Origin of the sequence: Allobosea sp., from assembly GCF_035999205.1 — a bacterium.
GTDB lineage: Bacteria > Pseudomonadota > Alphaproteobacteria > Rhizobiales > Beijerinckiaceae > Allobosea.
In genome coordinates this window covers 380,744-406,870 of the sequence record NZ_DASYHA010000024.1, presented here as the reverse complement: position 1 = coordinate 406,870, position 26,127 = coordinate 380,744, and the positions used below count along the sequence as shown (strand labels likewise).

Here is a 26,127-nt window from a genome sequence, read left to right as displayed (position 1 = left end):
AAATCGGAATAGGAGCGCAATCCGTGCCGAGTTTCTCGCGCAGTCTCGAACAGGCGCTTCACCGGGCCTTGGCCCTCGCCAACGAACGCCACCACGAATACGCCACGCTCGAGCATCTGCTTCTGGCTTTGGTCGATGATCAGGATGCGGCGGCGGTGATGCGCGCCTGCAGTGTCGATCTCGACATGCTGAGGCGCAATCTCGTCGACTATATCGACGCCGAACTGGCCAACCTGGTCACGGACGGACGCGATGATTCGAAGCCGACCGCAGGCTTCCAGCGCGTGATCCAGCGCGCCGTCATCCATGTCCAGTCGTCCGGTCGCGAGGAAGTGACCGGCGCCAATGTCCTCGTCGCCATGTTCGCCGAGCGCGAGAGCCATGCTGCCTATTTCCTGCAGGAGCAGGACATGACTCGCTATGACGCGGTCAACTACATCAGCCACGGCATCGCCAAGCGCCCGGGCGCGAGCGAGTCGCGCCCTGTGCGCGGCGTCGAGGAGGAGCCCGAGCAGCAACGCGATTCGCGTGCCGATCAGGGCAATGAGGCCGACAAGGACAAGAAGAAAAAGGAAAGCGCGCTCGAGGCTTACTGCGTCAACCTGAATCGGAAGGCGAGGGACGGGCGGATCGATCCGCTGATCGGCCGCGAGGCCGAGGTCCAGCGCACCATCCAGATCCTTTGCCGCCGGCAGAAGAACAACCCGCTCCTCGTCGGCGACCCCGGCGTCGGCAAGACCGCGATCGCCGAGGGCCTCGCTCTCAAGATCATCCGCGGCGAGGTGCCCGAGGTGCTGGAGGACGCGACCGTCTTCTCGCTCGACATGGGCACGCTGCTCGCCGGCACGCGCTATCGCGGCGATTTCGAGGAACGCCTCAAACAGGTGATGAAGGAGATCGAGGCGCATCCCAAGGCGATCATGTTCATCGACGAGATCCATACGGTGATCGGCGCCGGCGCGACCTCGGGCGGCGCCATGGACGCCTCGAATCTGCTCAAGCCCGCACTCGCTTCCGGCTCGCTGCGCTGCATCGGCTCCACGACTTACAAGGAGTACCGCCAGTATTTCGAGAAGGACCGGGCTCTGGTGCGTCGGTTCCAGAAGATCGACGTCAACGAGCCGTCGATCCCGGACACGATCGAGATCCTGAAGGGGCTGAAGCCCTATTTCGAGGAGTTCCACAAGCTGCGCTACACCAACGACGCCATCAAGGCGGCGGTGGAGCTCTCCGCGCGCTACATCCATGACCGCAAGCTGCCCGACAAGGCGATCGACGTCATCGACGAGACCGGCGCCTCGCAGATGCTGGTGACCGAGAGCAAGCGCAAGAAGACGATCGGCGTGAAGGAGATCGAGGCCGCGGTCGCGACGATGGCGCGCATTCCGGCCAAGACCGTCTCGAAGAACGACGCCGAGGTGCTGCGCAATCTCGAGACCACGCTGAAGCGCACCGTCTACGGTCAGGAGAAGGCGATCGAGGCGTTGTCGTCGTCGATCAAGCTGGCCCGCGCCGGTCTGCGCGACGGTGAGAAGCCGATCGGCTGCTATCTCTTCGCGGGTCCCACCGGGGTGGGCAAGACCGAGGTCGCGCGCCAGCTCGCCACCTCGCTCGGCGTCGAGCTGATCCGCTTCGACATGTCGGAGTACATGGAGCGCCACACCGTTTCGCGGCTGATCGGCGCCCCTCCCGGCTATGTCGGCTTCGACCAGGGTGGCCTCCTGACCGACCAGATCGACCAGCATCCGCACTCGGTGCTGCTGCTCGACGAGATCGAGAAGGCGCACCCCGACCTGTTCAACATCCTCCTGCAGGTGATGGACCACGGCAAGTTGACCGACAACAACGGCAAGCAGGTCGATTTCAGGAACGTCATCCTGATCATGACGACCAATGCCGGTGCGGCCGACATGGCCCGCAACGCCTATGGCTTCACCCGCAGCAAGCGCGAGGGCGACGACACCGAGGCGATCAACAAGCTGTTCGCTCCGGAGTTCCGCAACCGGCTCGATTCGGTGATCTCCTTCGGCCACCTGCCCAAGACGGTCGTGGCGCGCGTCGTCGACAAGTTCGTGCTCCAGCTCGAGGCACAGCTCGCCGATCGCAATGTCACGATCGAGCTCAGCGACGAGGCTCGCGAATGGCTGGTCGAGAACGGCTATGACGAGGCGATGGGCGCTCGCCCGATGGCCCGGCTGATCCAGCAGACCATCAAGACGCCACTCGCCGACGAGGTCCTGTTCGGGCGCCTGAAGAATGGCGGTGCCGTCAAGGTCGTGGTGGTGCAGTCGGAGACGGGCATCAAGGTGCTCGGCCTCGAATTCCCGGATGGGCCGGTCAAGCCCAAGCCGGAGAAGGATGTGGCCGCCGCCGCCGAGAAGCGCGCGCGCAAGCCGCGCGCAAAGGCCTCCTCCGCGACCAAGCCGGCCTCCGCCGGTCCGCGCCGCGGTGGCTCCTCGGGTGGGGGCAAGGCTCCGGATGCGCCGAAGGCGCAGCGTGCGGTCCGCACCGTCCCCAAGGTCCCGCTGACGAAGGCTTGAGAGCGTGTTTTTCAGGCGCAAGACAGACACCCTGCTCGCTCATGCGGCCGAGCCGGCACCGGAGCAGGCCGCTCCGGTGCGCAAGCAGAAGCTCAGCTGGTTCGAGAAGCGCGACCGCCGTCGGCGGCGGCGCAAGATGTTCGAGGAGGTTCTCGGCTGGATTCTGGTGCCCGCCTTCGTCTACGGGATCTATCTCGCGGTGAAGTCGGTCGGTGGAATTCCGAAGGAACTGATCGACTTCGGCAACGAGCTGATCGGCATCGTCTTCAAGGGCGGGCGCTGACGGCATCCCGGCTGGCCAGCCTGTGCAGTTGGTGCAGGGCCGACCATCCGCCGCCGGGGCTCGGTTCGGCCGGCCTGATGCTCTAGTGACGACAGCTGTAGCTCGCCGCTCCAGCGGCAGGGCCTGACCTTCTTCGAGGCCGAGCCGGCAGCGTGTTGATGCCTTCATGACCGTGTCAGCCGATTGGAGCTGGGGGCGCGTTGCGCTGGCCGGCATGCGCGATGCGCTGTCGCTGCCGGCCTGGGTCGTTGGCTTCGGTCTCGTCGGCGTCGGCTCGCTGGCGCGCGACGTCGGATACCCCGTCGAGGTCGCCGTGCTCTCGACCATGCTGGTCTGGGCCGGCCCCTCGCAGGTCATCTTCTTCGCCTCGATCGCAGCGGGCGCCGCCTGGAGCGCGATCGCGATTGCGATCGGCTTCGCCTCTCTGCGCTTCCTGCCGATGACGGTGGCGATCCTGCCCTTGCTGAGGCGCCCCGGCCAGAGCGTCTGGATGCAGCTTCTCCTGGCGCATTACGTCGCCGTCACCGCGTGGACGGAGGGCTTGCGACGCTTGCCCCATGTGCCGCCGCCGCAGCGCGTGGTGTATTTCCTCGGCTTCGCCAACACCTGCATGGCGACGAGCTCGGTCGGGACCTTCCTGGGCTATTATCTTGTCGGCGCCTTGCCCATCCCGTTCGCTGCCGGACTGCTGTGCCTGACGCCGATCTTCTTCCTGGCGTCGCTCTCGGCCGGCCTGCGCCACCGCGGCGATGTCGTCGCGATCGTGCTCGGCCTTGCGCTGGCGCCGATCTGCGACCGCTTCATTGGTGGCGGTTTCGATCTGATCGTGGCGGGGCTGATCGCCGGAACCATCGCTTTTGCGCTGCGGCCGGGGAGGCGCAGGGTATGACCCAGCCGATTCCCGGGCTCGACGGACCGCTCTGGCCCTATCTCGCGCTCCTGTTCTTCGCCGTTCTGCCGACTGAAATCTGGCGCTGGCTCGCGGTGGCGTTCTCGCGGCGCATCGACGCCGACTCGCCCGCTCTCGACTGGGTCCGCGCCGTTGCCACGGCCTTGCTCGCCGGCATCGTCGCCAAGCTGATCGTCGCGCCACCGGGGGCGCTCGCTGCCGTTCCGCTGGCGCTCCGCGTCGCGGCACTGGCCGTCACGCTCGCCATCATGCTGCTCGACCGCCGGCGCGTGCTGCTGGCAGTGTTGGCCGGCGAGGCGACTCTGATCGCCGGGGCGTGGTGGTTGGGCTGATACGGTTCAGGGGCAAGGCTCGGAGCGAACTCAGTTCGGTGGGCTCGGCTCGCTCTGTTCCGCCGCTCCTGGCTGAGATCGCTTCTCGAACGGAACGAGCGTCCCCGCATTGAAGACCTGCTGGGCGGCGGGCTGGAGCGGCGTAGCGCGGATCTCCTGCTTAACTTCCTCGAGCTTATAGACATTGATCACGAAGACGAGAAAGAACGCCAGTGAGGTGAACAGAACCATCAGGCCTATCGCTGATGACTTGATGATGATTCTGCCGGTCTCGAGGGTCAATTCATGGCTGTCCGTGCTTGCCCCTGCCGTTGAACGGGCGATCGTATAGCTGGTCCAGAGCTGGAAGGCCGACAGGAATACGCCGGCGACGGTGACGAACACGACCATCCAGAGCGAGACCTTTTCGGCATAGTACTGGCTGAAGAATTTCATCCGCCGGATCTGAAAGTCGTTGAGTTCGAGATGCCGGCTGACCTCTTCGATGCAGATGGTCAAATGCTCTCTTGCCAGCATCATATTGGCGGTCTGGATCGCCGGCGTTGCCCGCTTCTCCACGCATGTCGAGATGGAGTGTGTCGAAGGTATCTCGACATCGGGCACTGCACGCTCGAGCAATGTGAATTGTCTCCCGGCCCAACCCGACAAGAGCGCGATGAGCAGCACGAGAAAGACAGTCTCGGCCTTCAGCGGGCTCACTGGGTCAAGCCCGCGAGCAGGGAACCGTTGGGCGCATAGCAATGGCATGGTTGCCCGGGTGGAATCGGGCTCGCATAGCTGATCTGGCAAGAGCCAATTGCCGGAATGAAGCAGATTGCGAAGTAGGGCGGAGCTGGTCTCGGCGGCATCGGCATGGGCATCGATGGAATCTGGGCGCCAGGTGGCATTGGGATGCCGTCAAACCGTGGGCTTGGGACGGCGCTCGGCACGGCAAAGCGGCTTGTCGGCGCTCCCGGAAAGGCATTCTGGGGCCCCAGCGGGCGCGTCGTTGGAGCCGGAGGCATCTGCGACGGGCATTCCGCCGTATAGGATCCGTCCGGCAATCTGCGGATCGGGCAGTTTTGGGCATCGGCGACCGGAGCGACCACCATGAAGGCCGCAACGGTGATGAGTGCTCGGAATGCCTGCATCGCGACACCTATGCAATCATAAATTGCATAATGCTGTCGTTTCGCGCAAAACGCAAGCTTGGCGTTGTGCGGCCTTGCGGTGGTCTCGGATCTGCGCTGTCTCTCGCAGCAGGCGGCGGTAACGGCGGCGCCCGCCTTTTCCTGCTCAGCGGGCCTGCAACGCCATCCTGATCTTCTCGGCATTCGTCGTCAGGATTTCCGGCTTCTCCATCGCGCCGGTATGCGGCCGTAGCGCCACGCCTTCGAAGCGCGGCATGACATGCACATGCAGGTGGAACACGACCTGCCCCCCGGCCGCCTCGTTGAACTGCTGGATGGTGACGCCATCGGCGTTGAACGCGGCCTTGACGGCACGGGCCAGCGTCTGCGTCGTCACCGCGACCGCTTTCAGTGCGTCGGCTGGTGCGTCGAACACATTGCGGCACGCGGCCTTCGGGATCACCAGCACATGCCCGTCCGCACGGGGCATGATGTCCATGATCGCCAGCGTCTCGGCGTCCTCATAGACCGTGTGGGAGGGAAGTTCGCCGCGCAGGATCTTGGCGAAGACATTGGCGCTGTCATAGGCGGTCATGGCGGGTCCGGGCGGGCGAGAGGAAATGGGCGAGAGCACCCAGGATAAGACGCCAGCCTGTCGCGAGCCGGCCGCCGGCGTCAAGGTCGCAGCCGGGGCATCGGCCCGGCCGGTCCGGCATGCAGCGGCAGGGTCTCGGGAAGCGTCGCATCGAGAACGAGATCGTCGCATGCGCCGAGAACCCAGAGCGCCGTCGCCTCGAAGCGCAGCAGCGGCTCGTCCCACCAGCGCTCGAGGAGTGCCACTAGGGCCGCGGTTTCGCTGGCGTCGAGATCGTCGGTCAGGTTGTAGAGCCCGACGAGGTAGAGATCGCCCGGCTGTCGGCCGAACGCCGCCTGGATCGCCTGGATCGGGTTCGTTCCGTCCCGGTTCTCCGGGTAGAGACGCAGATAGAGGCGGCCCTGGTTGACGTTGCCCGAGAAGAGCCCGCGCAGCTCGACCTGGAACGGCCCGATCGCCGAGATCGCCTCACGGACGGACTGATCGATCACCGGCGCGGCCTCGGTCGAGAGTGTCCCGCATAGGGTGGCATGAACCCGGTCGGCCCTGCGCGGCAGGATGTCCCAGGCGATCTTGCTGGCGAAGGGCGCACGTCGCAGCTCATCATCGAGCCGCGCCAGGGGCGCGGAGGTGTTCAGCAGGTCTTCCTCGATCGGCAGCACGAGCGAGAAGATAGCCGGGTGTCGGCCCATCTCGTAGGAGCGCCCCTCCTTGCGCGCGATCACGCCGGGATGCGTCGGCGCCACCAGCGGCAGATGCGCCAGGCGGTAGGATTCGTCGAGCATCAGCGAATGGCCCGCCGCGAACGGGGTGCGGGCGCGCAGATAGCCAAGCTCCGTATCGCTGCAGAACACGAGCGCCTCTTGCTCCATCGCAGCCCTGCTTCCGTCACTCATGAACATCCCCCGCCTTGCGGAACGGGCTTTCAGCCGCGAGCGCCTCCTGGGCCTGCGCGATCTGCTGCCGTTCTCCTGTCAGATAATGGGCGACCGCGCGTCGCAGCCCTGGATCGGCGAGATGATGCAGCGAGCGCGTGATCACCGGGCGGTAGCCGCGTGCGAGCTTGTGCTCGCCCTGGGCCCCAGCCTCGACGCGGGAGAGCCCGTGCGCGATCGCATAGTCGATGGCCTGATGGTAGCAGAGCTCGAAATGCAGGAACGGATGGTCCTCGATGCAGCCCCAGTTGCGGCCATAGAGCGTGTTGGCGCCCCGGAAATTGATTGCGCCGGCGATGTAGCGTCCCGCCCGCTTCGCCATCATCAGCACGATGCGCTCGCCCATGGCGGCGCCGACCGCCGAAAAGAAGGCCCGGTTGAGGTAGGGCCGGCCCCATTTGCGCGCACCGGTATCCTCGTAGAAGGAATGGAAATCGTCCCAGACCGCTTCCGTCAGGTCGCTGCCCGAGAGAGCCTCCACCGTGATCCCGGCGGAAAGGGCCTCGCGGCGCTCGCGCTTCAGGGCCTTGCGCTTGCGAGACGCAAGCGTCGCCAGGAAATCGTCGTAGGCCGCGAAGCCCTCATTGCGCCAGTGGAACTGCAGATCGTGCCGTTCGAGGTAGCCGGCCTCGCGCAGCGTCGCGATATCGGGCTCCTGCGCGAAGGTGACGTGGACCGAGGAAGCTTCGGTCTGGGCGCGGAGCGCTTCCAGCCCGGCGATCAGCCCCGTGCGAGCCTCGTCGGCGCGCGGCCCGTCCGCGACGAGCAGGCGCGGCCCGGTCGCGGGGGTGAAGGGCGCCGCCACCTGCAGCTTGGGGTAATAGCGGCCGCCGGCGCGCTCATAGGCATCGGCCCAGCCATGGTCGAAGACATACTCCCCTTGGCTGTGGCTCTTGAGGAAGCTCGGCGCCGCCGCGAGCAGGGCACCTGCGGCGTCCTCGACGAGGAGATAGGCCGGCGACCATCCGGAGCGCCCGCCGACACAACCGCTGTCCTCGAGCGCACGCAGGAATTGATGGCTGACGAAGGGGTTGTCGACGTCGAGCCCCGCCAGCGACGCCGCGGCGGGTTCGCAAGCCGCGCCCAGCGCCGCGTTCAGCGCGCCGGGATTGGCGCAGGCATTCCAGGCGCCGGCCGGCACGGTCTTCAGCGAGGTCGTGACGCGAACCCTGAGGTCGCCGCCCTCGCCGGAACTCAAGGCGTGAAGCCCTCGAACACCATCTGGTCCGCGTGACGGGCCGCCATCTCGCGATCGGCCGGCGTGCGCACCGTCCATGTCATCAGCGGCATGCCGAGCGCGTTGCGGCAGAGATAGGGCGCGGCGCTTTCAAGGTCGACGACCTTCCAGGACAGGAAATCCGGGCGGCTCTCGCCGAAATGCAGCAGGTTCGCCATCGCATGCCACTTGGCCGCGCCGAGATGGGCGTAGTCATCATAGATCGAGTAATCGTTCATCGCGACGACGCCGCGCGGGATCGCCGGAGCGAGATCGCGCAGGGCAGTGACGATCTCCGGATCGAACGACTTGAACACGATCGGCTGGCCGGCACGTTCAGCGACGATCTCGGCAGCGCGACGGGGCAGCCTGAGATCGCCGTTGAAGCGGCTCTTGATCTCGATGACGAGCGGCACCCGCCCGGCGATGGCGTCAAGGAAGCCGGACAATGTCGGAATCCGGGCCTGGCTGCCCTTCAGCGGGATCGCGGCCAGCGCATCGGCACTCAACTCGGCGACCTTGCCGGTCTTCTCCGTCAGCCGGTCGAGCACGAAGTCATGGAACACCATGGCCTCGCCATCGGCGCTGAGCTGGACGTCGCATTCGATGCCGAAGCCGCCGGCGATGGCGGCCTCCGCGGCCGGGATGCTGTTCTCGATCACGCCGGCGGCGGCATCGTGCAGGCCGCGATGGGCGATCGGCCGGGCGATCAGCCAGCCGAGACCGGAATGGGCATGGTCGATCCCGGACGGGGAGCGTTCGCTCGTCATACGGTCGCGCATCAGGCGATCTCGAACATCGCCTCGACCTCGACGGCCGCACCGGCGGGAAGTTCGGCCACGCCGATGGTCGAGCGGGCATGGCGTCCCTTGTCGCCGAGCACCTCGACCATCAGGTCGGAGGCGCCGTTCATGATGGCCGGCAAGGCGGAGAAATGCGGTGCGGCGTTGATGAAGCCGCCGAGGCGCACGCAGCGCGTGATGCGGCCGAGGTCGCCGCCGAGCGCGGCCTTGGCCTGCGCCAGCACGTTGATGGCGCACAGCCGTGCCGCTTCGAGGCCGGCCTCGTTGAAGATTTCGGCGCCGAGCTTGCCCTTGTGGCTGTCCGAGAGCTTGCCGTCGAGCCCGAAGCAGAGCTGGCCCGAGATCACCAGCAGATTGCCGGTGATCACATAGGGCACGTAGTTGGCCACCGGTGCGGCGGGGTTCGGCAGGGTGATGCCGAGTGCGGCAAGCTTGGCGTCGACGGCATTCATGGGCTGGACTCCACCGGAGGGCAGGGGGCCGTCGGAGGCGAAAAGCCCCGCATTGGCCAGACGCCTTTCATGGCCGATGCCCGTCCGGGCCGCAAGCTGGGCCGCCATGAGCGGCAGGCAGGGACGATCACCGAAACGGGACTGCTTGCGGGTGCCTTGTTTGCGCCATTGCGGCATTGCACCTAATCTCGATCGACCACGAAGGGAAAGCGGCGGACGTCATGAGCATGAACGGTCTTGGCCTTGCGGGATTTCTGGCTGCGGCCGCGGCATTGGCGAGTGTTCCGGCTGCCGCCCAGCCGCAGGCGACAGGGCGGGTCGTGCTCGTTCCGCACCGCGCCGTCTACGATCTCGTTCTCGACAACGGCAAGGCCGCCAAGAACATTGAGTCGGCCCGCGGCCGTATCGCCTATGATTTCACCGGCGATGCCTGCGAGGGCTATGCGCTGTCCTTCCGCCAGGTCACGCAGCTCCAGACGGGCGAGAGCGGCCCCCGCGTGATCGACGCGCGCACCACGAGCTTCGAGGCCGGCGACGGCGCGAGCTATCGCTTCCGCACCGAAAGCTCCGCTGCCGGCGCACCGCCCGAAACGGTCGACGGCACCGCCAGCAAGGCGGGTGATGGCTATGAAGTGAAGCTGAACACGCCCAAGGCCGAGACGCACCGGGAATCGATCGGCGCGCTGTTCCCCAACGCGCAGATGAAGGCCGTCATCCAGGCCGCCCGAGAAGGCAAAAGCACCCTGAACGTCAGGCTGTATGATGGCGCCAATGGCGGCAAGGACGTCTACGAGACGCTGTCCGTGATCGGCAAGCGCATCGAGGCCAAGGCGGACGAGGCGCCGCTGCTGCGGCCCGAGTTCGAGAAGCTCGCGCGCTGGCCCGTGACGATGTCGTATTTCAAGGTCGGTTCGGCCGAAACCACGCCCTCCTACACCATCTCCTTCGAGCTCTATGAGAACGGCATCACCGGTGCCGTCAGGTTGGACTATGGCAGCTTCGCGCTGCGCGGCACGCTCACGCGTCTGGATCTTCTGCCTCAGGCGGAGTGCGCGAAGTAGCGCTGTTGCTGCCGGATCGCTGCGGCAGGCGCAGGCTCAGGCCCTTTCCGATCGCGCCGTCGCCGAAGCGAGCGCGCAAGCTGTCGAGCGCGCCTTCCATCGCCTTGAGGCGCGGCGTCGCGACATCGGCAAGGTCGCCATGGTCGGCCTCTTCGGGGCCGGAGAGATCGCTCGCACCGATCCCGATCAGTCGGTAGCGCACCCCGGTGCATTCGCGTCGCAGCAGTTCGCGGCCGGCGGCGAACAGCCTCGCTGCGAGTTGCGTCGGCTCAGGCAGGCGGCTGGCGCGGGTGATCGAGTGAAACTCCGCCGTCTTCAGTTTCAGGGTGATGGTACGCCCTGCAAGCTCCTGGTGTTTCAGCCGTTTCGAGGTCTTCTCGCAGAGCCGCCAGAGCACCGGCTCGAGTTCGTCGAAATGCGCGAGATCGACGTCGAGCGTGGTCTCGCTCGAGACGCTCTTGGTCTCGCGGTCGGGCGTGACGCGGCGCGGATCGATGCCATTGGCTAGATTCTTCAAGCGCGGGCCGTCCTTGCCGGCCAGCCGGAAGAGCTTCTCGATCGGCGCTTCGCGCAGATCGCCGATCAGCCGGAAGCCCGCCTCTGCCAGCTTGGCGGCACTGGCCTGACCGATACCCGGAATGATGCCGACCGGCTTCGTCGCCAGGAAGGCGACGGCTTCCGCGCGCCCGATGACCGAGAAGCCGCGCGGCTTGTCCATGTCCGAGGCGACCTTGGCCAGGAACTTTGCATAGGAGAGGCCGACCGAGACGGTGATGCCAATCTCGTCTTCGATTCGCCTGGCGAAGCGCGCCAGCGTCACGGCCGGGCTGGCATGATGCAGCAATTCGGTGCCGGCGAGGTCGAGGAAGGCCTCGTCGATCGAGATGGGCTCGACCAGCGGCGTCAGCTCCTGCATCAGGCGGCGGACCTGACGGCCGACCGCGACGTATTTCGCCATATCGGGCTTGACCACCACCGCCTCGGGGCAGGCCTTGAGCGCCTTGAACATCGGCATGGCGGAGCGCACGCCATAGGTCCTCGCGATGTAGCAGGCGGTCGAGACCACGCCGCGCTTGCCGCCGCCGATGATCACCGGCTTGTCCACCAGGGACGGATCGTCGCGCTTCTCGACCGCCGCATAGAAGGCGTCGCAGTCGATATGCGCCAGATTCAGGCTGTCGCGCTCGGGATGGCGCAGCAGGCGCGGCGAGCCGCAGGACGGGCAGCGGCGCGGCTCGGACGCGTTGCCGTCATGGTCGTTCAGGCAATCCCGGCACAGGACGCGCCGTACCAGCGAAGGGTGGGGGTCTTTCAAGACAGCTCGCCGGGCGGCGGCCCGCTCAGCCGCTCGCGAGCCAGTGCGACGCGTTCCGGACTTACGCCCAGGTTTGCGGCAAACTCGAGCAGCAGCGAATCGCTGCCGCAGATGTGGTCGAGCACGGCGGCAAGAAAGCCTGGATCGCTGGCGGCAGCCCGGAGCGTCGACGGACCGAGGCCGGTCGTGGCCAGGAACGGTTCCAGCCGCTCCGGTTCGGCGGCCAGGAAGCCAAGGGCGCGCAGGGCCAGCGTTTCGGCGTCCTGGCTGTTGGCGTCCTGGGAGCTGGGCAGTCTGGCCATGTCGTAGGGTGCTCCGTCAGAGTCCGGTATCAGGTTTGCGTTTCGTCAACGGCTCGCGTGCTAGAGCAGCATCAATGGACGAGGCCGCCAGCTTGGACAATCCGGATGACAGGGGATGTCCGTGGCGCAAATGAAGGGCGGCGTATGAAGACAGTACTGATCGTCGAGGACAACGAGCTCAACATGAAGCTCTTCAACGACCTTTTGGAGGCGCATGGCTACGCCACGTTGAAGACGGCCGACGGCATCGAGGCGATCGAGCTGGCGCGCACGCACCACCCGGATCTGATTCTTATGGACATCCAGCTGCCCGAGGTCTCGGGTCTGGAGGTCACGAAGTGGATCAAGGAGGACGACAACCTGAAGTCGATACCCGTCATCGCGGTCACGGCCTTCGCGATGAAGGGCGACGAGGAACGGATCCGCGAGGGCGGCTGCGAGGCCTATCTCTCGAAGCCGATCTCCGTCGCGAAGTTCTTGGAGACCGTTCGCGCCTATGCCGGCGCTGCCTGAGCCCTGAAAGCGACCCATGTCAGCGCGCGTCCTCGTCGTCGACGACATCGTCACCAATGTGAAGCTGCTGGAAGCGAAGCTTTCGGCCGAGTACTTCGACGTCGTGACCGCGCTCAACGGGCCTGACGCGCTCGCGATCTGCGAGCGTGGCGAGGCCGACATCGTCCTACTGGATGTGATGATGCCGGTGATGAACGGCTTCGACGTCTGCCGCCGGCTCAAGAGCGAGGCCACCACCGCTCATATCCCGGTCGTGATGGTGACGGCGCTCGACCAGCCTGGGGACCGTCTCAAGGGCCTCGATGCCGGCGCCGACGACTTCCTGACGAAGCCGCTCGACGACACCGCGCTGTTTGCGCGCGTTCGCAGCCTGGTGCGCCTGAAGTCGGTGACGGACGAGCTGCGCAACCGCGCGCTGGCCTCGCGCCGCCTCGGCATCGCCGATCCGCTCGCCGCCGCGGCCTCCGAAACCGGCCTCAACGGGCGCATCCTGATCGTCGAGGATCGGCCTCGGGTCAGCGAGCGGCTCGAGAGCGCGCTTTCGGCCTTCCACGCGGTCGAGATCGAAGCCGATCCGCAGCAGGCGTTGCTGCGCGCCGTCGAGGGCGATTTCGACAGCGTCGTCGTCAGCCTCGATCTGACCGATTATGACGGTCTGCGTCTGTGCAGCCAGCTCCGTTCGCTGGAGCGCACCCGCAACGTCTCCGTCCTGATGATGGGTGAGGCCGAGGACCGCGCCCGCATCCTGCGCGGCCTCGAGATCGGCGCGCATGATTTCCTGATCCGGCCGATCGACCGCAACGAGCTGCTTGCCCGCGTTCGCACCCAGGTCCGGCGCAAGCGCTTCACCGAGAAGCTGCGCGACAGCGTGCAGTCCTCGATGGAGATGGCCGTGATGGACCAGCTCACCGGCCTGCACAACCGCCGCTACATGGACACCCGCATGGCGGTGATGTTCGACGAATCGGCGTTGCGGGCGCGCTCACTCGCCCTGCTGCTGCTCGACATCGACCACTTCAAATCGGTCAACGACAGCTGGGGCCATGATGCCGGCGACGAGGTGCTGCGCGAATTCGCCGACCGCGTCCGTGCCTGCACGCGCGGGATCGACCTCGTTGCCCGGATGGGTGGCGAGGAGATCGTCGTGGTATTGCCGGATACCGCGCTCGATGCCGCCTATGCCGTTGCCGAGCGCATCCGCGAACGTGTCGAAGCCCGGCCCTTTAGCATCCAGGGCGATACCCGATCGATCCCCGTGACCGTCTCGATCGGAGTTTCGAGCCGGCGTGCGGGCGATGCGTCGCCGGCCGAGATCATGAAGCGCGCCGATGATGCGCTCTACCGTGCCAAGGCGAGCGGCCGCAATCGCGTCATTGCCGCGAGCGCCGCCTGAAGCGATCCGCGACTGGTTACCAGGTAAGGTTAAGCATCGATGAACATTGGTGAATCGGTCGTATTCGATTGATTCCGACCCGACCGGCTGCAAGGGTTCTCCTCGACGCAGCGATGTTTCCGCTGCCTCGCGACGCCCCTCGGGTGCTCAGGTCCGCCGCATCTCCTGGGAAACCGGAGGGCTCGGCCGGCCGGTTGCGGACACTCTGGCCTCCTCAGACCCGCCGCCGGCCGGCCACCTTCCCACCGTCAGAAATGACGAGACAGCAGGGCCGGTAACCAGTAGCCGATTGCGGCGAAGCCGGCCAGGATCGCGATCAGCAGTAGGCCGGCGCCGAGGCGATTGGCGAGGAATCGCGAGGAATCGATCTCGACGAGCAGCTTGAGCAGGCGCCTGACCGGGCCATGCGCTCCGTTGTGCTGTCCAGGTTGTCGGCTGCTGGCGGACAATGTCGCTATCCGAATGGGGTAACTTGTAACGGCCGCCGGAGAGAGCTGGCGCACGCGGTACACCGGCTTCCATCGTCGTCGCTGAAGGCATGGTCGAGAACGTCAGTGTGACATCGATGCGGGCGCCTGAGCGTGACATATTCGCCGCAAGCGCAGCAAAATCCGCACCCGGAACCCGCCATATGGCTGATATCCATGTTGCGGTGCAGCATGGATATCACCGCTATCGCATGAGCGTGATACTCTGGTGACGATTCGCATCCCGCTTGCCGATGCGAAGATGCTGGCCTGACATCCTCAATCACTGGAGCGACCCATGCGTATTTTCGCATTGGCGCTCTGCCTCGCGGCATCACCGTGGGGTGGAGGGCTTGTCTACGCGCACAGTTGGTACCCCTACGATTGCTGCAGCGACCGCGATTGCTGGCCTATGGGGCTGGACGTCGATGCAAGAGAGCCTGATCCGCGCATCGTGCCCGGCGGCTACCTGACCCATGACGGGCATTTCGTTCCCGAACAGGCGACCCGCACGTCGAGGGACGGACGCTTTCACATCTGCCGGAGCGGGGGAACCCTGACCGGCACCGTGATCGCGCCTGCGCAGAGGCCGTTCTGCCTCTTCGTGCCGAGGCCGTCCTACTAGGGCGTCGGTCCACCGCTGCCGGCGTGCGCGGTCTTACTGGAGGCCGGCCGCGCGCCGGAGGGCGTCGTTGATGCGATCCTGCCAGCCGGGGCCGTCGCTCTGGAAATGCTCGAGGACGTCGCTGTCGATCCGCAGCGAGACGAGTTCTCGTGCGCCCGGCACGGTCGGGCGGGTTGGGGCCGTCGGGACCGGCTTCGCGGTCGCGCTGCTGAAGAGCGCTTCCGCCTTGTCGCGGGCGCTGACAGGGCGGCGTGGCCGATCGATGCTCATGGGGCCGTGTTCCTCGCGGTGGCAGGCGCCGGGCTGCCGTCCATCCAACAAAAAACCGCCCGGGGAGGGCGGCTTTCAATCGCGAACCGAAGTCAGCAGGCGAGGGCGCCTTACTTGATCTTGGTTTCCTTGAACTCGACGTGCTTGCGCGCGACGGGGTCGTACTTCTTCTTCGACATCTTCTCCGTCATCGTGCGGGAGTTCTTCTTCGTCACGTAGAAGAAGCCGGTGTCGGCGGTCGAAAGCAGCTTGATCTTGATGGTCACGGCCTTGGCCATGGGGATATCCTCGAACCATGCGGGGCGGTGAGGCCCACGGGAAATGTTAATGGCCGGGCGAGCCCGGCAAACCGTCGGGCGTCGGAATGCCGTAAAGGCCGGTCGAAGTCAAGGCAGAATGCCGGGGCGGGCGTGGTTTTCGCGCCGCTGGCCTGCTTTAGAGTTCCTCGCGCACGAAGCTGCCGTTCTTTTCCCAGAAGAACGGCACCGGGAGATAGGGCGCGAAGCCGCCGGCGATGCGGGCCTCGACCTCCTGGATGATGACCTTGGTGATGGTGGGCAGGTCGAGCAGCTTGGCCTCGTCGAAATCGACCCAGACGAGGTCGGTCAGCTCCGAATCGGGCCCGACGATGTTTTCGATCCGCTTGGCCTCGGCCGAGGCGTCGACCGTGAAGAAGCGGGTGTCGAATCGCTTCGGCCGGCGCGGCGGCGTGATGGCGCGGGCGACGAAGGAGACAGCCGAGAGATCCGGATAGACGCCGTGGCTGGCGAAATCGGCCCAGCTGCCGGCCGGTGGGCGTTCCGGGACGCCGTACTCGCCCGAGCCGAAGAGCAGGCCGGTCTCCTCGAAGGTCTCGCGGATCGCCGCCAGCGCCAGCGCCCGCGCCTTGGCGGCGCTCGGCCGCACGGTCCGAGCCGAGAGCCGGTCCTCGCAGATCTGGGCAAGCGCGCCGGTCGCCGTCATCCGCCGGTCGCCGGGGTCGACGCGGCCGCCGGGGAATACGTATTTGCCCGGCATGAACTTGTGGCTGGGATGGCGCTTGCCCATCAGGATGCGCGGCCTTGCACCGCTGCGATCGAGGATCATCATCGTCGCCGCGTCTTTCGGGCGGATGTTGGTCGCGACGCGGGCGCGCTCGGCCTGTGTCAGGGTCACGGCGTGATCATTCATGACTGGTGAACCGAAGGTGGCGGGGACTGGCGGGGCAGAGGCTGGCGCTCGGGCGAGGGAGGCTCTCCGCCGAAGCCGTGCATGCGGACGGCCCATTGCAGGCCGATGACGCCCCCCTTCACCGGCTGCATCAGGGCGAGCGAGAGGATGACCGTCAGCGCCGGCCAGATCGCCATATGCAGCCCCATCGGCCAGTCCGCGTATTTCTCGGCGAGCAGAAGCCCGCCGACGATGACGTGGCCGACAATGGTGATGACGACATAGGGCGGCAGGTCGTCGGCGCGCTGGTGGTGCAGCGGCTCGCCGCAGGCAGCGCAGGAATCGACCGGCTTCAGGAAGGCGCTAAACAACCGGCCCTTGCCGCAGCGCGGGCAGCGCCCGCGCAGTCCGTTGGCGATTGCCAGGCGCCAGTCGCGGGCCGCAGGAACGCCGGCCGAACTATGGATCTGGATGGCCATCAGCGCCTCTTGCCGGGTTTCGTCTTGCCCGACTTGCCGCGCCCCCTCTTGCTCGCGCCGCCGGGGCCGGGGCCACTCCTGCCGGGGCCGCCGAAGGGTGAACCGGCCCTGCCGCGCCCTGAGGATGCGCCGCGACTGGGCCGGGCGCCAGAGCGCCCCGATGTCGCATTCCGTCCTTCGGACAGTAATTCGAAGCGCAGCGCGCCCGCGACGGGCGCGGCCTCGACCAGCTTGACATGGACCCGGTCGCCGAGCCGGAAGCTCTCGCCCGTGCGCTCGCCGATCAGGGCATGGGCCGCCTCGTCGAAGCGATAGTAGTCTGCCCCCAGCGTGGACGCCGGGACGAAGCCGTCGGCACCTGTGTCGTCGAGCTTGATGAAGAGGCCGGCGCGGTTGACGCCGCCGATCCGTCCGTCGAAGGACGAGCCGATCTGGTCGGCAAGGAAATGCGCGATCAGCCGGTCCGTGGTCTCGCGCTCAGCCGCCATGGCGCGCCGCTCGGCCGCCGAGATCCGCGTCGAGACCTCGCGCAGCGCCTCCAGCGTCGTGCCCTTCGGCAGCCCGTCATCGCCGAACTTGTGCGATGCGATCAGCGCCCGATGAACCACGAGATCGGCATAACGCCGGATCGGCGAGGTGAAATGCGCGTAACGGCGCAGGTTCAGGCCGAAATGCCCGTAGTTTTCGGCGACATACTCGGCCTGCGCCTGCGTCCTCAGCACGACCTCGTTGATGAAGGTCTCGTTCTCCGAGCCCTTGATCATCGCCAGGATGCGGTTGAACAGGACGGGCCGCAGCACACCTTCCTTCGGCAGCTTGATGCCGATCGAGGCCAGGACCTCGCCGAGCGCCCGCATCTTCTCCAGCGACGGCTCGTCATGGCAGCGATAGATCAACAGGCTACCGGCCTTCTCCAACGTTTCGGCGGCAGCGACATTGGCGAGGATCATGAACTCCTCGATCAGCTTGTGCGCCGCCAGCCGCTCCGGCACGGTGACGCGATCTACCGAGCCGTCCGCCTTCAGGATCAGCTTGCGCTCGGGCAGGTCGAGATCGAGCGGATGCCGCGCGTCGCGGGCGCGGGACGCGACGCCATACGCCGCCCAGAGCGGCATCAGGATCGAGTCGCGGACCGGCCCCGTCTTGTCGTCGGGCTGGCCGTCAATGGCCGCCTGGGCCTGCTGGTAGGAGAGTTTGGCCGCCGAGCGCATCAGGATGCGGTGGAAGGAATGGCCCTTCTTCGAGCCATCGGCCTTGAGCACGAGCCTGACCGCCAGCGCCGGCCGGTCCTCGCCCTCGCGCAGCGAGCATAGATCGTTGGAGATGCGTTCCGGCAGCATCGGCACGACGCGGTCGGGGAAATAGACGGAATTGCCGCGCTCCAGCGCTTCCTTGTCGAGCGAGGAGCCCGGCCGGACATAGGCCGCGACATCGGCGATCGCGACGGTGACGACATGGCCGCCGGGATTCTCCGGATCCTCGTCCGGGGCCGCATGGACCGCATCGTCATGGTCCTTGGCGTCGGCCGGATCGATCGTGATCAACGGTAGTGCGCGCCAATCCTCGCGTCCCGCTGTGCCTGCCGGCCGCACGGCGTCGGCCTCGGCGATCGTCGCCGGCTGGAAGACATGCGGGATGCCGTGGGCGTGGATCGCGATCAGGCTGACCGCGCGCTCGGATTTCAGCGAGCCGAGCCGTTCATGCACCTGCGCCTCGGGCGGGCCGAAACGGCTTTCGCTGCGCAATGCGACGGAGACGAGGTCGCCATCCTCGGCGCCGCCGGTTTGGCCCTTGGGGATCAGCGCCTCGCGGCCTTGCGCCTTCTTGTCGATCGGCACCAGCCGGCCGGAGCCGTCGGGCAATGCGCGGAAGATGCCGAGCACCTGCGCCTTGCCCTTGCCCATCACCTTCAGCACGCGGCCGGAATAGCCGAAGCCCTCGACGCCCTTCAGGCGGGTCAGCTTGAGCAGGACATGGTCGGCGAGGCCAGGGGTGGGAGCCGCGTGGCGCTTGGCGCGGAACTCGCGCCGGCGCTCGACCAGGATCTTCGGCGGCGCGCCCTGATCGGCCTCGTTCCATTCCAGCGGCGTCGCGAACAGGTCACCGTCGCGGTCCTTGCCCTTGACCTCGCAGAGCAGGACCGGTGGCAGCGCTCCGCGCGGATGCACCGGCCGCTCGACGCCGTCGCCACCCGTCTCGCCCTCTTCCTCGAGCTCTTTGAGGATGCGCTTCAGCCAGATCTTGCCACCGCCCGACAGGCCGAAGGCCTTGGCGATGTCGCGCCGGCCGACCTCGCGCCCGGCCTGCCGCTCGGATTCGATGAAGTCGAGGATCGCCTCGCGGCTGGGTTCAGGCGCGGACAACGCTGTGGCTCTTCGGCAGGCTTGGGTGCAAGGTCATGTCCTGATGTCGCATGCGCGCCGCCAGGATACCAGAACCCCCGTCGAATTCGTGCCTTGCAATGTTGGAGGGCCCAGAAACGAAAGAAGGGCCACCCTTTCGGGCAGCCCTTCCATTGTCGAACCGCGACCCCGGTAACCGGGCCCAGAGGTTCAAAAGCTCACGCGGAACAAGACCCCAAGTTGGAAAGAGCCCAGGTCCACCCGCTTTGAACCAGCGGTTGATGACAATGAGACACTGGATCACCTCCTTTCAGTTGTTACCGACAAGTAGAGGCTAGGGCGATTCTTGGTCGGGCGTAAATGTCAAAAAAGTCACGCTCCACGATTACTGAAATCCCCGGCCAGCACGGCGAAATCGCTGCCGAAATGCGGAGTGGCTAATTTTTGGGCGGTCATTCCGCCTATAAATTAGTCAATTTCATCAGTTCCGCATGATTTTTGCGTGGTGTCTGCCAAAAAACGCAGGAACTGCCGTTGCCGCGGCTCATACGGCAGAGACTTGTGAGCCCGTAACGTTCGGTTGTGCCGTTGGCACGTCGCTTGCGAGCGCTTTGCTTCGGGCCGGGGAGGCCTGCCGGCGCCCGCTCAAGGGCGCGGCCAACCGGGGAAGGTTCGGGAGTTGTCCGTGAACACCACACGTCGCGTTATTCTGGGCGCCGCTCTCGCAGGCGCCACGTTCCTGGGCTCCTATCTGCCGGCTGCGGCGCAGGAGACCATCAAGGTCGGCATCCTCCACTCGCTCTCGGGCACGATGGCCATCTCCGAGACGACGTTGAAGGACGTCATGCTCATGCTCATCGACGAGCAGAACAAGAAGGGCGGCGTCCTCGGCAAGAAGCTCGAGGCTGTCGTGGTCGATCCGGCCTCGAACTGGCCGCTCTTCGCCGAGAAGGCTCGCGAGCTCATCACAAAGGACAAGGTCTCGGCCGTGTTCGGCTGCTGGACCTCGGTGTCGCGCAAGTCCGTGCTGCCGGTCTTCAAGGAGCTGAATTCGATCCTGTTCTACCCCGTCCAGTACGAGGGCGAGGAGAGCGAGCGCAACGTCTTCTACACCGGCGCCGCCCCGAACCAGCAGGCGATCCCGGCCGTCGACTATCTCGCCAAGGAGGAGAAGGTTCAGCGCTGGGTGCTCGCCGGCACCGACTACGTCTACCCGCGCACGACCAACAAGATCCTCGAGGCCTATCTGCTTTCGAAGGGCGTGGCCAAGGAAGACATCCTGATCAACTACACCCCGTTCGGCCATTCCGACTGGCAGACGATCGTCTCCGACATCAAGAAGTTCGGCACCGCCGGCAAGAAGACCGCCGTGGTCTCGACCATCAACGGCGACGCCAACGTGCCGTTCTACAAGGAGCTCGGCAACCAGGGCATCAAGGCGACCGACATCCCCGTCGTCGCTTTCTCCGTCGGCGAGGAAGAGCTCGCCGGCATCGACACCAAGCCGCTGCTCGGCCATCTCGCTGCGTGGAACTACTTCCAGTCGGTCAAGACGCCGGAGAACGAGGCGTTCATCAAGCAGTGGAAGGCCTACAAGAAGAGCGACAAGGCTGTCACCAACGATCCGATGGAGGCCCATGTCATCGGTTTCGCCATGTGGGTGAAGGCGGTCGAGAAGGCCAAGAGCTTCGATCCCGACAAGGTGATCGACGCGCTGCCGGGCATCGAGGCGCCGAACCTGACCGGCGGCATCTCCAAGATGCTTCCGAACCACCACATCACCAAGCCGGTGCTGATCGGCGAGATCAAGGCCGACGGCCAGTTCGACGTGGTCTCCAAGACCGGTCTCGTCGCCGGCGACGCCTGGTCCAAGGAGCTCGATGGCTCGAAGGACCTGATCGGCGACTGGGTCGAGAAGAAGTGCGGCAACTTCAACGTGAAGACCGGCAAGTGCGGCGGCGCGTGAGGGTAGCCTGTTGAGTTAACGAGGGGGAGGGACGGCACGAGCCCCTAGAGCCCGGCCGTCCCTCGAATAGCGTCGACGCTCCCGGAATTGCGCCGGGGGCGTCGATACCGCCCACAGGCTGGCGCCGTGACTGGGCCGACGACCTGCCAATTTGGCGACCTGCCCAAGCTGCTGACCTGCCAAAGCCGAAAAGAGCCCATGCGGATCCTGTCCTGCCTTCTGCGCATGATTGCGCTCGCGACGCTGCTCGCGCTCCCGCCGGGCGCCGCGACCGCTCAGGGTGCTGACGAGGCCTTTACCAGGCTCGGCGCCGACAGCTTCTCCGATACCAACCGTGCCATCGAGCTTCTGATCGCCAACGCCCATCCGCAGGCGGCGGTGATCATCGAGGCCCTGGCCGATGGCCGCCTTCTGGCCGGCGGCGGTGCCGTCGTCGTCAAGACCAAGGACGGCAAGTTCCTCGACGCCAAGACGGGCGCGCCACTCGCCGCCGAGCCGGCCGGTCTCGCTGCGGTCCGCCTCAACAACAGCGTCCGCCGCAACATCCAGGCTGCGCTGGGCGGATTGGGCCTGCTCAACCCGGACGCCGGCAAGCGCATCGCCGCAGCCGAAGCCGTGTTCAAGTCGCGCGACGCCTCGCTGCTGCCTGTGCTCGAAGGCGCCATCGCTAAGGAGACCGACCCGCGCGCCAAGGCGGCGCTACGCCAGGCCCAGGCAGCGATCCTCGTCGCCAAGCCGGATGCCCCACCCTTCGACCGGATCGCCGCCATCGACGTCCTGCGCGAGCGCGGCGACCAGGATGCACTGGCGACCTTGCGCTCGCTGCCCGCCGATTCCTCACCTGCGTTGAAGGATGCGCAGGCGCGCGCGGTCTCGGCGATCGAGGGCAAGCTCGCCTTGTGGCGCGCCGGCCAGAACCTCTGGTACGGCCTCTCGCTCGGATCCGTGCTGCTGCTGGCTGCCATCGGGCTTGCCATCACCTTCGGCGTGATGGGCGTGATCAACATGGCCCATGGCGAGATGGTGATGATCGGCGCCTACACGACCTTCATCGTGCAGGAGGTCATCCGCGCCAAAGCGCCCTGGCTCTTCGACTATTCGCTGGCGATCGCCATACCGCTCGCCTTCATCGTCGCAGGGCTCGTCGGCATCGCCATCGAGCGCGGCGTCATCCGCTTCCTCTACGGGCGCCCGCTCGAGACGCTGCTCGCGACCTGGGGCATCAGCCTGATCCTGCAGCAGGCTGTGCGCACCGCCTTCGGCCCGACGAATCGTGAGGTCGGCGCGCCCAACTTCATGTCGGGCGCCTTCGAGATCGGCCAGCTCGCCATCACCTGGAACCGCCTCTGGATCATCGTCTTCGCCGGCCTCGTTTTCGCCGCGCTGCTGGCGATCCTGAAATTGACGCCGATCGGCCTGCAGATGCGCGCCGTGACCCAGAATCGCCGCATGGCCTCGGCCATGGGCATCCGCACTGGCCGCGTCGATGCGCTGACCTTCGGCCTCGGCTCGGGCGTGGCCGGGCTCGCCGGGGTCGCGCTCTCGCAGATCGACAATGTGAGCCCCAATCTCGGCCAGAGCTACATCATCGACAGCTTCATGGTCGTGGTTTTCGGCGGCGTCGGCAATCTCTGGGGCACGCTGGTCGGTGCCATGACGCTCGGCGTCGCCAACAAGCTGCTCGAACCCTATGCCGGCGCTGTGCTCGGCAAGATCGCGCTGCTCGTCTTCATCATTCTGTTCATCCAGAAGCGCCCGCGCGGCCTGTTCGCGCTCAAGGGCAGGGCGGTGGAAGCATGATCTCTCGCTTCCTCCTTCAGGATATGGATCGGCGCGGGACGATCTTCCTCGCCATCGTCGCCGGCATCGCGATCCTGGTGCCGCTGCTCAACCTGCTGGTGCCGGCCGGCTCGCCCTTCCACGTGCCGACCTCGACCATGTCGCTCTGGGGCAAGTATCTCTGCTACGCCCTGCTCGCGATCTCGCTCGATCTCGTCTGGGGCTATTGCGGCATCCTTTCGCTCGGTCACGGCGCCTTCTTCGCGCTCGGCGGCTACGCGATGGGCATGTATCTGATGCGGCAGATCGGCTCGCGCGGCGTCTATGGCAACCCGATCCTGCCGGATTTCATGGTCTTCCTGAACTGGCAGGAACTGCCATGGTACTGGTACGGCTTCTCGTCATTTCCCTTCGCGATGCTGATGGTGCTGCTCGCGCCGGGGCTGCTCGCCTTCGTCTTCGGCTGGTTCGCCTTCCGCTCGCGCGTCACCGGCGTCTATCTCTCGATCATCACCCAGGCGCTGACCTATGCCCTGCTGCTCGCCTTCTTCCGCAACGACATGGGCTTCGGCGGCAATAACGGCCTGACCGATTTCAAGGACATCCTCGGCTTCAACGTCCAGGCGCAAGCCACTCGCGCAGCGCTCTTTTCGATGACCTGCGTCATGCTGATCGCGGGCTTCCTGATCGCCCGCGGCATCGTCGTCTCGAAGCTCGGCAAGGTCGTGATCGCGATCCGCGACGCCGAGTCCCGCACGCGCTTCCTTGGCTACCGCGTCGACCGTTTCAAGCTCTTCGTCTTCACCGTCTCAGCCTGCATGGCGGGCGTCGCGGGCGCGCTCTACGTGCCACAGGTCGGCATCATCAACCCCAGCGAATTCGCCCCCGCCAACTCGATCGAGACCGTGATCTGGGTCGCGGTCGGCGGACGCGGCACGCTGGTCGGCGCCGCTCTGGGTGGCGTCGTGGTCAACTGGGCCAAGACCATGTTCACCTCGGGCTTCATGGCGCCATACTGGCTGTTCGCGCTCGGCGCTCTCTTCGTCTTCGTCACGCTGTTCATGCCCAAGGGCATCCTCGGCACGGCGCAGGACTGGTGGGGTAGGCGCCGCAAGCCCGCGCCGGCAGCTGCCGGCGAACCGGCTCCCGCGGAGTGACGCGCATGAACGCTTCCAACCCCGGCGCGCTCACCTCCTCGCTGCTCTATCTCGACGGCGTCAGCGTCTCCTTCGACGGTTTCAAGGCAATCCGCGGACTGTCCCTGACCATCGAGCCCGGGGAGATGCGCGCGATCATCGGCCCCAACGGCGCCGGCAAGACCACCATGATGGATATCATCACCGGCAAGACCAAGCCGGATGTCGGCACCGTGATGTTCGGCGGCTCGATCGACCTCACCAAGCTCGACGAGGCGGCGATCGCCAATCTCGGCATCGGACGCAAGTTCCAGAAGCCGACCGTGTTCGACTTCCACACCATCGAGGACAACATCCTGCTGGCGCTGAAGGCGCCGCGCACGGTGGCGAAGACGCTGTTCTGGAACACAGCGGCGGCCCAGCAGAAGCGCATCGATGACATCCTCGGCATCATCAAGCTGGGCGACGCCCGCGACCGGCTCGCCGGCTCGCTCTCGCACGGCCAGAAGCAGTGGCTCGAGATCGGCATGCTGCTGGCCCAGGACCCAAAGCTCTTGTTGGTCGACGAGCCTGCCGCCGGCATGACCGACGGCGAGACGGCCGAGACGGCGGTCCTGCTCAAGGAGATCGCCAGGGACCATTCGGTCATCGTCGTCGAGCACGACATGGGCTTCATCCGCGAACTCGGTGTGAAGGTCACGGTGCTGCATGAGGGCTCGGTGCTGGCCGAGGGGCCGCTCGACCAGGTCAGCGCCAATGAGCGCGTCGTCGAAGTCTATCTGGGGCGGTGAGAACATGCTGACCGTCGACGCCATCGATCTCCATTACGGCGCCGCCCAGGCGCTGCGCCGCGTTTCGATTACCGCCGAAGCCGGCAAGGTCACCTGCGTGATGGGCCGCAACGGTGTCGGCAAGACCACGCTGATGCGCGCCATCGTCGGCCAGCAGCCGATCAGTGCCGGCAAGATCGCCTTCGGGGGCGAAGATATCTCGACGCTGCGCACCGAGGATCGCGCGCGGGCCGGCATCGGCTTCGTGCCGCAGGGCCGCGAGGTCTTTCCCTTGCTGACGGTGAAGGAAAACCTCGAAACCGGCTTCGCGCCCTTGCCCCGCAAGGAGCGCTATGTGCCGGACGAACTGTTCGACCTATTCCCCGTGCTCAAGTCCATGCTGGGCCGACGCGGCGGAGACCTCTCGGGTGGCCAGCAGCAGCAGCTCGCGATCGCGCGGGCGCTGGTCACCCGACCCAAATTGCTGGTGCTGGACGAGCCGACCGAAGGCATCCAACCCTCGATCATCAAGGATATCGGCCGCGCCATCGACTATCTGCGGCAGAAGGGCGACATGGCGATCGTGCTGGTCGAGCAGTATTTCGACTTCGCCCGCGAGCTCGCCGACACAATGTTCGTGATGGACCGTGGCGAAGTCGTGCTCGCGGGGCCTATGGCTGAGCTCGACGCCAATCAGGTGCAGCGGCTGATCCAGGTGTAGTGCCGCCATGCTCGCCCCTGTGGCGGGCATCCACGTCCTGAACTCAGGTCTCGTCAAAGGAAGACGTGAATAGTCGGGCACAGGTCCGGCCATTAGGGGACAGCCCCTCAAAACACCAGCGGCGCATTGTCGACGACCTCCTTCATCACGAAGAAGGTGCGCGTCTGGCGCACGCCCGGCAGCGCGATCAGTCTGTCGGCGTGGAGCTTGTTGAAATCCGCCATGTCGCGCACGCGGATCTTCAGGATGTAGTCGAAGTCGCCCGCGACGATGTGGCAGTCCAGCACCAGCGGCATCTCGCGGATCGCCGCCTCGAAGGCGCCGAAGCTTTCCGGTGTCGAGCGATCGAGCACGACGCCGACGAAGGCGAGCGTGCCCATCTCCACCTTCTTTGGTGCGACCTGTGCGCGGACCCCGGTGACATACCCCTCGGCGAAAAGCCTCTGGATGCGGCGGTGGCAGGTAGCAGGGCTGGTGTTCACCCGCTTGGCGATTTCCGCATTGCCCATTCGCCCGTCGCTCTGCAGCAGGCGCAGAATCTTGAGGTCGGTCCGGTCGAGTTCTTGCTCCATGAAAGGATCTTCCGAAAAGAGGTCAAAAACCGAATGAATGAGCTTGCCATTGTGATAATAGCTGCGTCAATGCGTCATTCTAAGGGGTAACT

General features: G+C 66.0%; 28 protein-coding genes. 13 read left to right on the top strand and 15 right to left on the bottom strand.

Annotated features, from left to right (window positions below; translation table 11 throughout):
• The first annotated feature begins 23 nt into the window (after window positions 1–23).
• The 4 genes from clpA to VGN82_RS14660 all read left to right on the top strand — a co-directional run bounded on the left by clpA (window position 24) and on the right by VGN82_RS14660 (window position 4,065).
• Window positions 24–2,540, top strand: coding sequence for an ATP-dependent Clp protease ATP-binding subunit ClpA (gene clpA, locus VGN82_RS14675; RefSeq protein WP_327527756.1), 2,517 nt, complete (start codon window positions 24–26; stop codon window positions 2,538–2,540).
• 4 nt (window positions 2,541–2,544) lie between these two features.
• Window positions 2,545–2,823 (top strand): hypothetical protein, encoded by a 279-nt coding sequence (locus VGN82_RS14670; protein ID WP_327527755.1) that lies wholly within the window; start codon window positions 2,545–2,547, stop codon window positions 2,821–2,823.
• Between the two features lie 166 nt (window positions 2,824–2,989).
• Complete coding sequence (locus VGN82_RS14665; RefSeq protein ID WP_327527754.1) at window positions 2,990–3,712, top strand: AzlC family ABC transporter permease; 723 nt, start codon at window positions 2,990–2,992, stop codon at window positions 3,710–3,712.
• Complete coding sequence (locus tag VGN82_RS14660; protein ID WP_327527753.1) at window positions 3,709–4,065, top strand: AzlD domain-containing protein; 357 nt, start codon at window positions 3,709–3,711, stop codon at window positions 4,063–4,065. Before VGN82_RS14665 ends, VGN82_RS14660 begins: the two co-directional genes overlap by 4 nt.
• A 30-nt stretch (window positions 4,066–4,095) precedes the next feature.
• Here VGN82_RS14660 and VGN82_RS14655 read toward each other — a convergent pair whose 3' ends face one another.
• The 6 genes from VGN82_RS14655 to VGN82_RS14630 all read right to left on the bottom strand — a co-directional run bounded on the left by VGN82_RS14655 (window position 4,096) and on the right by VGN82_RS14630 (window position 9,175).
• The gene (locus tag VGN82_RS14655) at window positions 4,096–4,764 is read right to left on the bottom strand and encodes a hypothetical protein (RefSeq protein ID WP_327527752.1); all 669 of its coding nucleotides are present in this window, start codon (window positions 4,762–4,764) and stop codon (window positions 4,096–4,098) included.
• 576 nt (window positions 4,765–5,340) lie between these two features.
• On the bottom strand, window positions 5,341–5,769 hold the full coding sequence (locus tag VGN82_RS14650) for an HIT family protein (protein WP_327527751.1): 429 nt from the start codon (window positions 5,767–5,769) through the stop codon (window positions 5,341–5,343).
• A gap of 80 nt (window positions 5,770–5,849) precedes the next feature.
• Window positions 5,850–6,665, bottom strand: a complete 816-nt coding sequence (locus tag VGN82_RS14645; RefSeq protein ID WP_327527750.1) for a hypothetical protein — start codon at window positions 6,663–6,665, stop codon at window positions 5,850–5,852.
• The gene (locus tag VGN82_RS14640; protein WP_327527749.1) at window positions 6,658–7,902 is read right to left on the bottom strand and encodes a GNAT family N-acetyltransferase; all 1,245 of its coding nucleotides are present in this window, start codon (window positions 7,900–7,902) and stop codon (window positions 6,658–6,660) included. Before VGN82_RS14640 ends, VGN82_RS14645 begins: the two co-directional genes overlap by 8 nt.
• Complete coding sequence (locus VGN82_RS14635; RefSeq protein ID WP_327527920.1) at window positions 7,899–8,690, bottom strand: glycerophosphodiester phosphodiesterase family protein; 792 nt, start codon at window positions 8,688–8,690, stop codon at window positions 7,899–7,901. The genes VGN82_RS14640 and VGN82_RS14635 overlap by 4 nt, the downstream gene beginning before the upstream one ends.
• 11 nt (window positions 8,691–8,701) lie before the next feature.
• The gene (locus VGN82_RS14630) at window positions 8,702–9,175 is read right to left on the bottom strand and encodes a RidA family protein (RefSeq protein ID WP_327527748.1); all 474 of its coding nucleotides are present in this window, start codon (window positions 9,173–9,175) and stop codon (window positions 8,702–8,704) included.
• Between the two features lie 221 nt (window positions 9,176–9,396).
• Between VGN82_RS14630 and VGN82_RS14625 the strand changes: the two genes are divergently transcribed.
• Window positions 9,397–10,236, top strand: coding sequence for a cell envelope integrity EipB family protein (locus VGN82_RS14625; RefSeq protein ID WP_327527747.1), 840 nt, complete (start codon window positions 9,397–9,399; stop codon window positions 10,234–10,236).
• On the opposite strand, the gene VGN82_RS14620 is transcribed toward VGN82_RS14625, so the two are convergent.
• Together VGN82_RS14620 and VGN82_RS14615 are read right to left on the bottom strand one after the other, a co-directional pair.
• On the bottom strand, window positions 10,193–11,551 hold the full coding sequence (locus VGN82_RS14620; RefSeq protein WP_327527746.1) for a DNA polymerase IV: 1,359 nt from the start codon (window positions 11,549–11,551) through the stop codon (window positions 10,193–10,195). The genes VGN82_RS14625 and VGN82_RS14620 overlap by 44 nt on opposite strands.
• Window positions 11,548–11,853, bottom strand: coding sequence for a DUF3572 domain-containing protein (locus VGN82_RS14615; RefSeq protein ID WP_327527745.1), 306 nt, complete (start codon window positions 11,851–11,853; stop codon window positions 11,548–11,550). Before VGN82_RS14615 ends, VGN82_RS14620 begins: the two co-directional genes overlap by 4 nt.
• Window positions 11,854–11,997: 144 nt before the next feature.
• Between VGN82_RS14615 and VGN82_RS14610 the strand changes: the two genes are divergently transcribed.
• Window positions 11,998–12,366, top strand: coding sequence for a response regulator (locus VGN82_RS14610; protein ID WP_327527744.1), 369 nt, complete (start codon window positions 11,998–12,000; stop codon window positions 12,364–12,366).
• Window positions 12,367–12,382: 16 nt separating this feature from the next.
• Window positions 12,383–13,759 (top strand): PleD family two-component system response regulator, encoded by a 1,377-nt coding sequence (locus tag VGN82_RS14605; RefSeq protein WP_327527743.1) that lies wholly within the window; start codon window positions 12,383–12,385, stop codon window positions 13,757–13,759.
• 248 nt (window positions 13,760–14,007) lie between these two features.
• On the opposite strand, the gene VGN82_RS14600 is transcribed toward VGN82_RS14605, so the two are convergent.
• Window positions 14,008–14,208, bottom strand: coding sequence for a hypothetical protein (locus VGN82_RS14600; RefSeq protein WP_327527742.1), 201 nt, complete (start codon window positions 14,206–14,208; stop codon window positions 14,008–14,010).
• Between the two features lie 316 nt (window positions 14,209–14,524).
• On the opposite strand from VGN82_RS14600, the gene VGN82_RS14595 reads away from it, so the two are divergent.
• On the top strand, window positions 14,525–14,851 hold the full coding sequence (locus tag VGN82_RS14595) for a hypothetical protein (RefSeq protein ID WP_327527741.1): 327 nt from the start codon (window positions 14,525–14,527) through the stop codon (window positions 14,849–14,851).
• 33 nt (window positions 14,852–14,884) lie between these two features.
• Here the strand turns inward: VGN82_RS14595 and VGN82_RS14590 are convergent, their stop codons facing one another.
• The 5 genes from VGN82_RS14590 to rnr all read right to left on the bottom strand — a co-directional run bounded on the left by VGN82_RS14590 (window position 14,885) and on the right by rnr (window position 19,112).
• Window positions 14,885–15,121 (bottom strand): BrnA antitoxin family protein, encoded by a 237-nt coding sequence (locus tag VGN82_RS14590; protein ID WP_327527740.1) that lies wholly within the window; start codon window positions 15,119–15,121, stop codon window positions 14,885–14,887.
• Window positions 15,122–15,231: 110 nt separating this feature from the next.
• The gene (gene rpmG, locus VGN82_RS14585; protein WP_038367996.1) at window positions 15,232–15,399 is read right to left on the bottom strand and encodes a 50S ribosomal protein L33; all 168 of its coding nucleotides are present in this window, start codon (window positions 15,397–15,399) and stop codon (window positions 15,232–15,234) included.
• 157 nt (window positions 15,400–15,556) lie between these two features.
• Window positions 15,557–16,276, bottom strand: a complete 720-nt coding sequence (locus tag VGN82_RS14580; protein ID WP_327527739.1) for an NUDIX hydrolase — start codon at window positions 16,274–16,276, stop codon at window positions 15,557–15,559.
• A gap of 11 nt (window positions 16,277–16,287) precedes the next feature.
• The gene (locus VGN82_RS14575; RefSeq protein ID WP_327527738.1) at window positions 16,288–16,749 is read right to left on the bottom strand and encodes a DUF983 domain-containing protein; all 462 of its coding nucleotides are present in this window, start codon (window positions 16,747–16,749) and stop codon (window positions 16,288–16,290) included.
• A complete protein-coding gene (gene rnr, locus VGN82_RS14570; protein WP_327527737.1) occupies window positions 16,749–19,112 on the bottom strand; it encodes a ribonuclease R in 2,364 nt (787 codons plus the stop codon). Before rnr ends, VGN82_RS14575 begins: the two co-directional genes overlap by 1 nt.
• 685 nt (window positions 19,113–19,797) lie before the next feature.
• On the opposite strand from rnr, the gene urtA reads away from it, so the two are divergent.
• The 5 genes from urtA (at window position 19,798) to urtE (ending at window position 25,463) form a co-directional block, all read left to right on the top strand.
• A complete protein-coding gene (gene urtA / locus VGN82_RS14565) occupies window positions 19,798–21,057 on the top strand; it encodes an urea ABC transporter substrate-binding protein (RefSeq protein WP_327527919.1) in 1,260 nt (419 codons plus the stop codon).
• A 198-nt stretch (window positions 21,058–21,255) separates the two neighbouring features.
• Entirely contained in the window at window positions 21,256–22,857 is a 1,602-nt protein-coding gene (gene urtB, locus VGN82_RS14560) for an urea ABC transporter permease subunit UrtB (RefSeq protein WP_327527736.1), read from the top strand.
• Entirely contained in the window at window positions 22,854–23,993 is a 1,140-nt protein-coding gene (urtC, locus tag VGN82_RS14555; protein ID WP_327527735.1) for an urea ABC transporter permease subunit UrtC, read from the top strand. Before urtB ends, urtC begins: the two co-directional genes overlap by 4 nt.
• A 5-nt stretch (window positions 23,994–23,998) precedes the next feature.
• Complete coding sequence (urtD, locus tag VGN82_RS14550; protein ID WP_327527734.1) at window positions 23,999–24,763, top strand: urea ABC transporter ATP-binding protein UrtD; 765 nt, start codon at window positions 23,999–24,001, stop codon at window positions 24,761–24,763.
• A gap of 4 nt (window positions 24,764–24,767) precedes the next feature.
• Window positions 24,768–25,463 (top strand): urea ABC transporter ATP-binding subunit UrtE, encoded by a 696-nt coding sequence (gene urtE, locus VGN82_RS14545; RefSeq protein ID WP_327527733.1) that lies wholly within the window; start codon window positions 24,768–24,770, stop codon window positions 25,461–25,463.
• 107 nt (window positions 25,464–25,570) lie between these two features.
• Here urtE and VGN82_RS14540 read toward each other — a convergent pair whose 3' ends face one another.
• A complete protein-coding gene (locus VGN82_RS14540) occupies window positions 25,571–26,035 on the bottom strand; it encodes an Lrp/AsnC family transcriptional regulator (protein WP_327527732.1) in 465 nt (154 codons plus the stop codon).
• Window positions 26,036–26,127 lie beyond the last annotated feature (92 nt).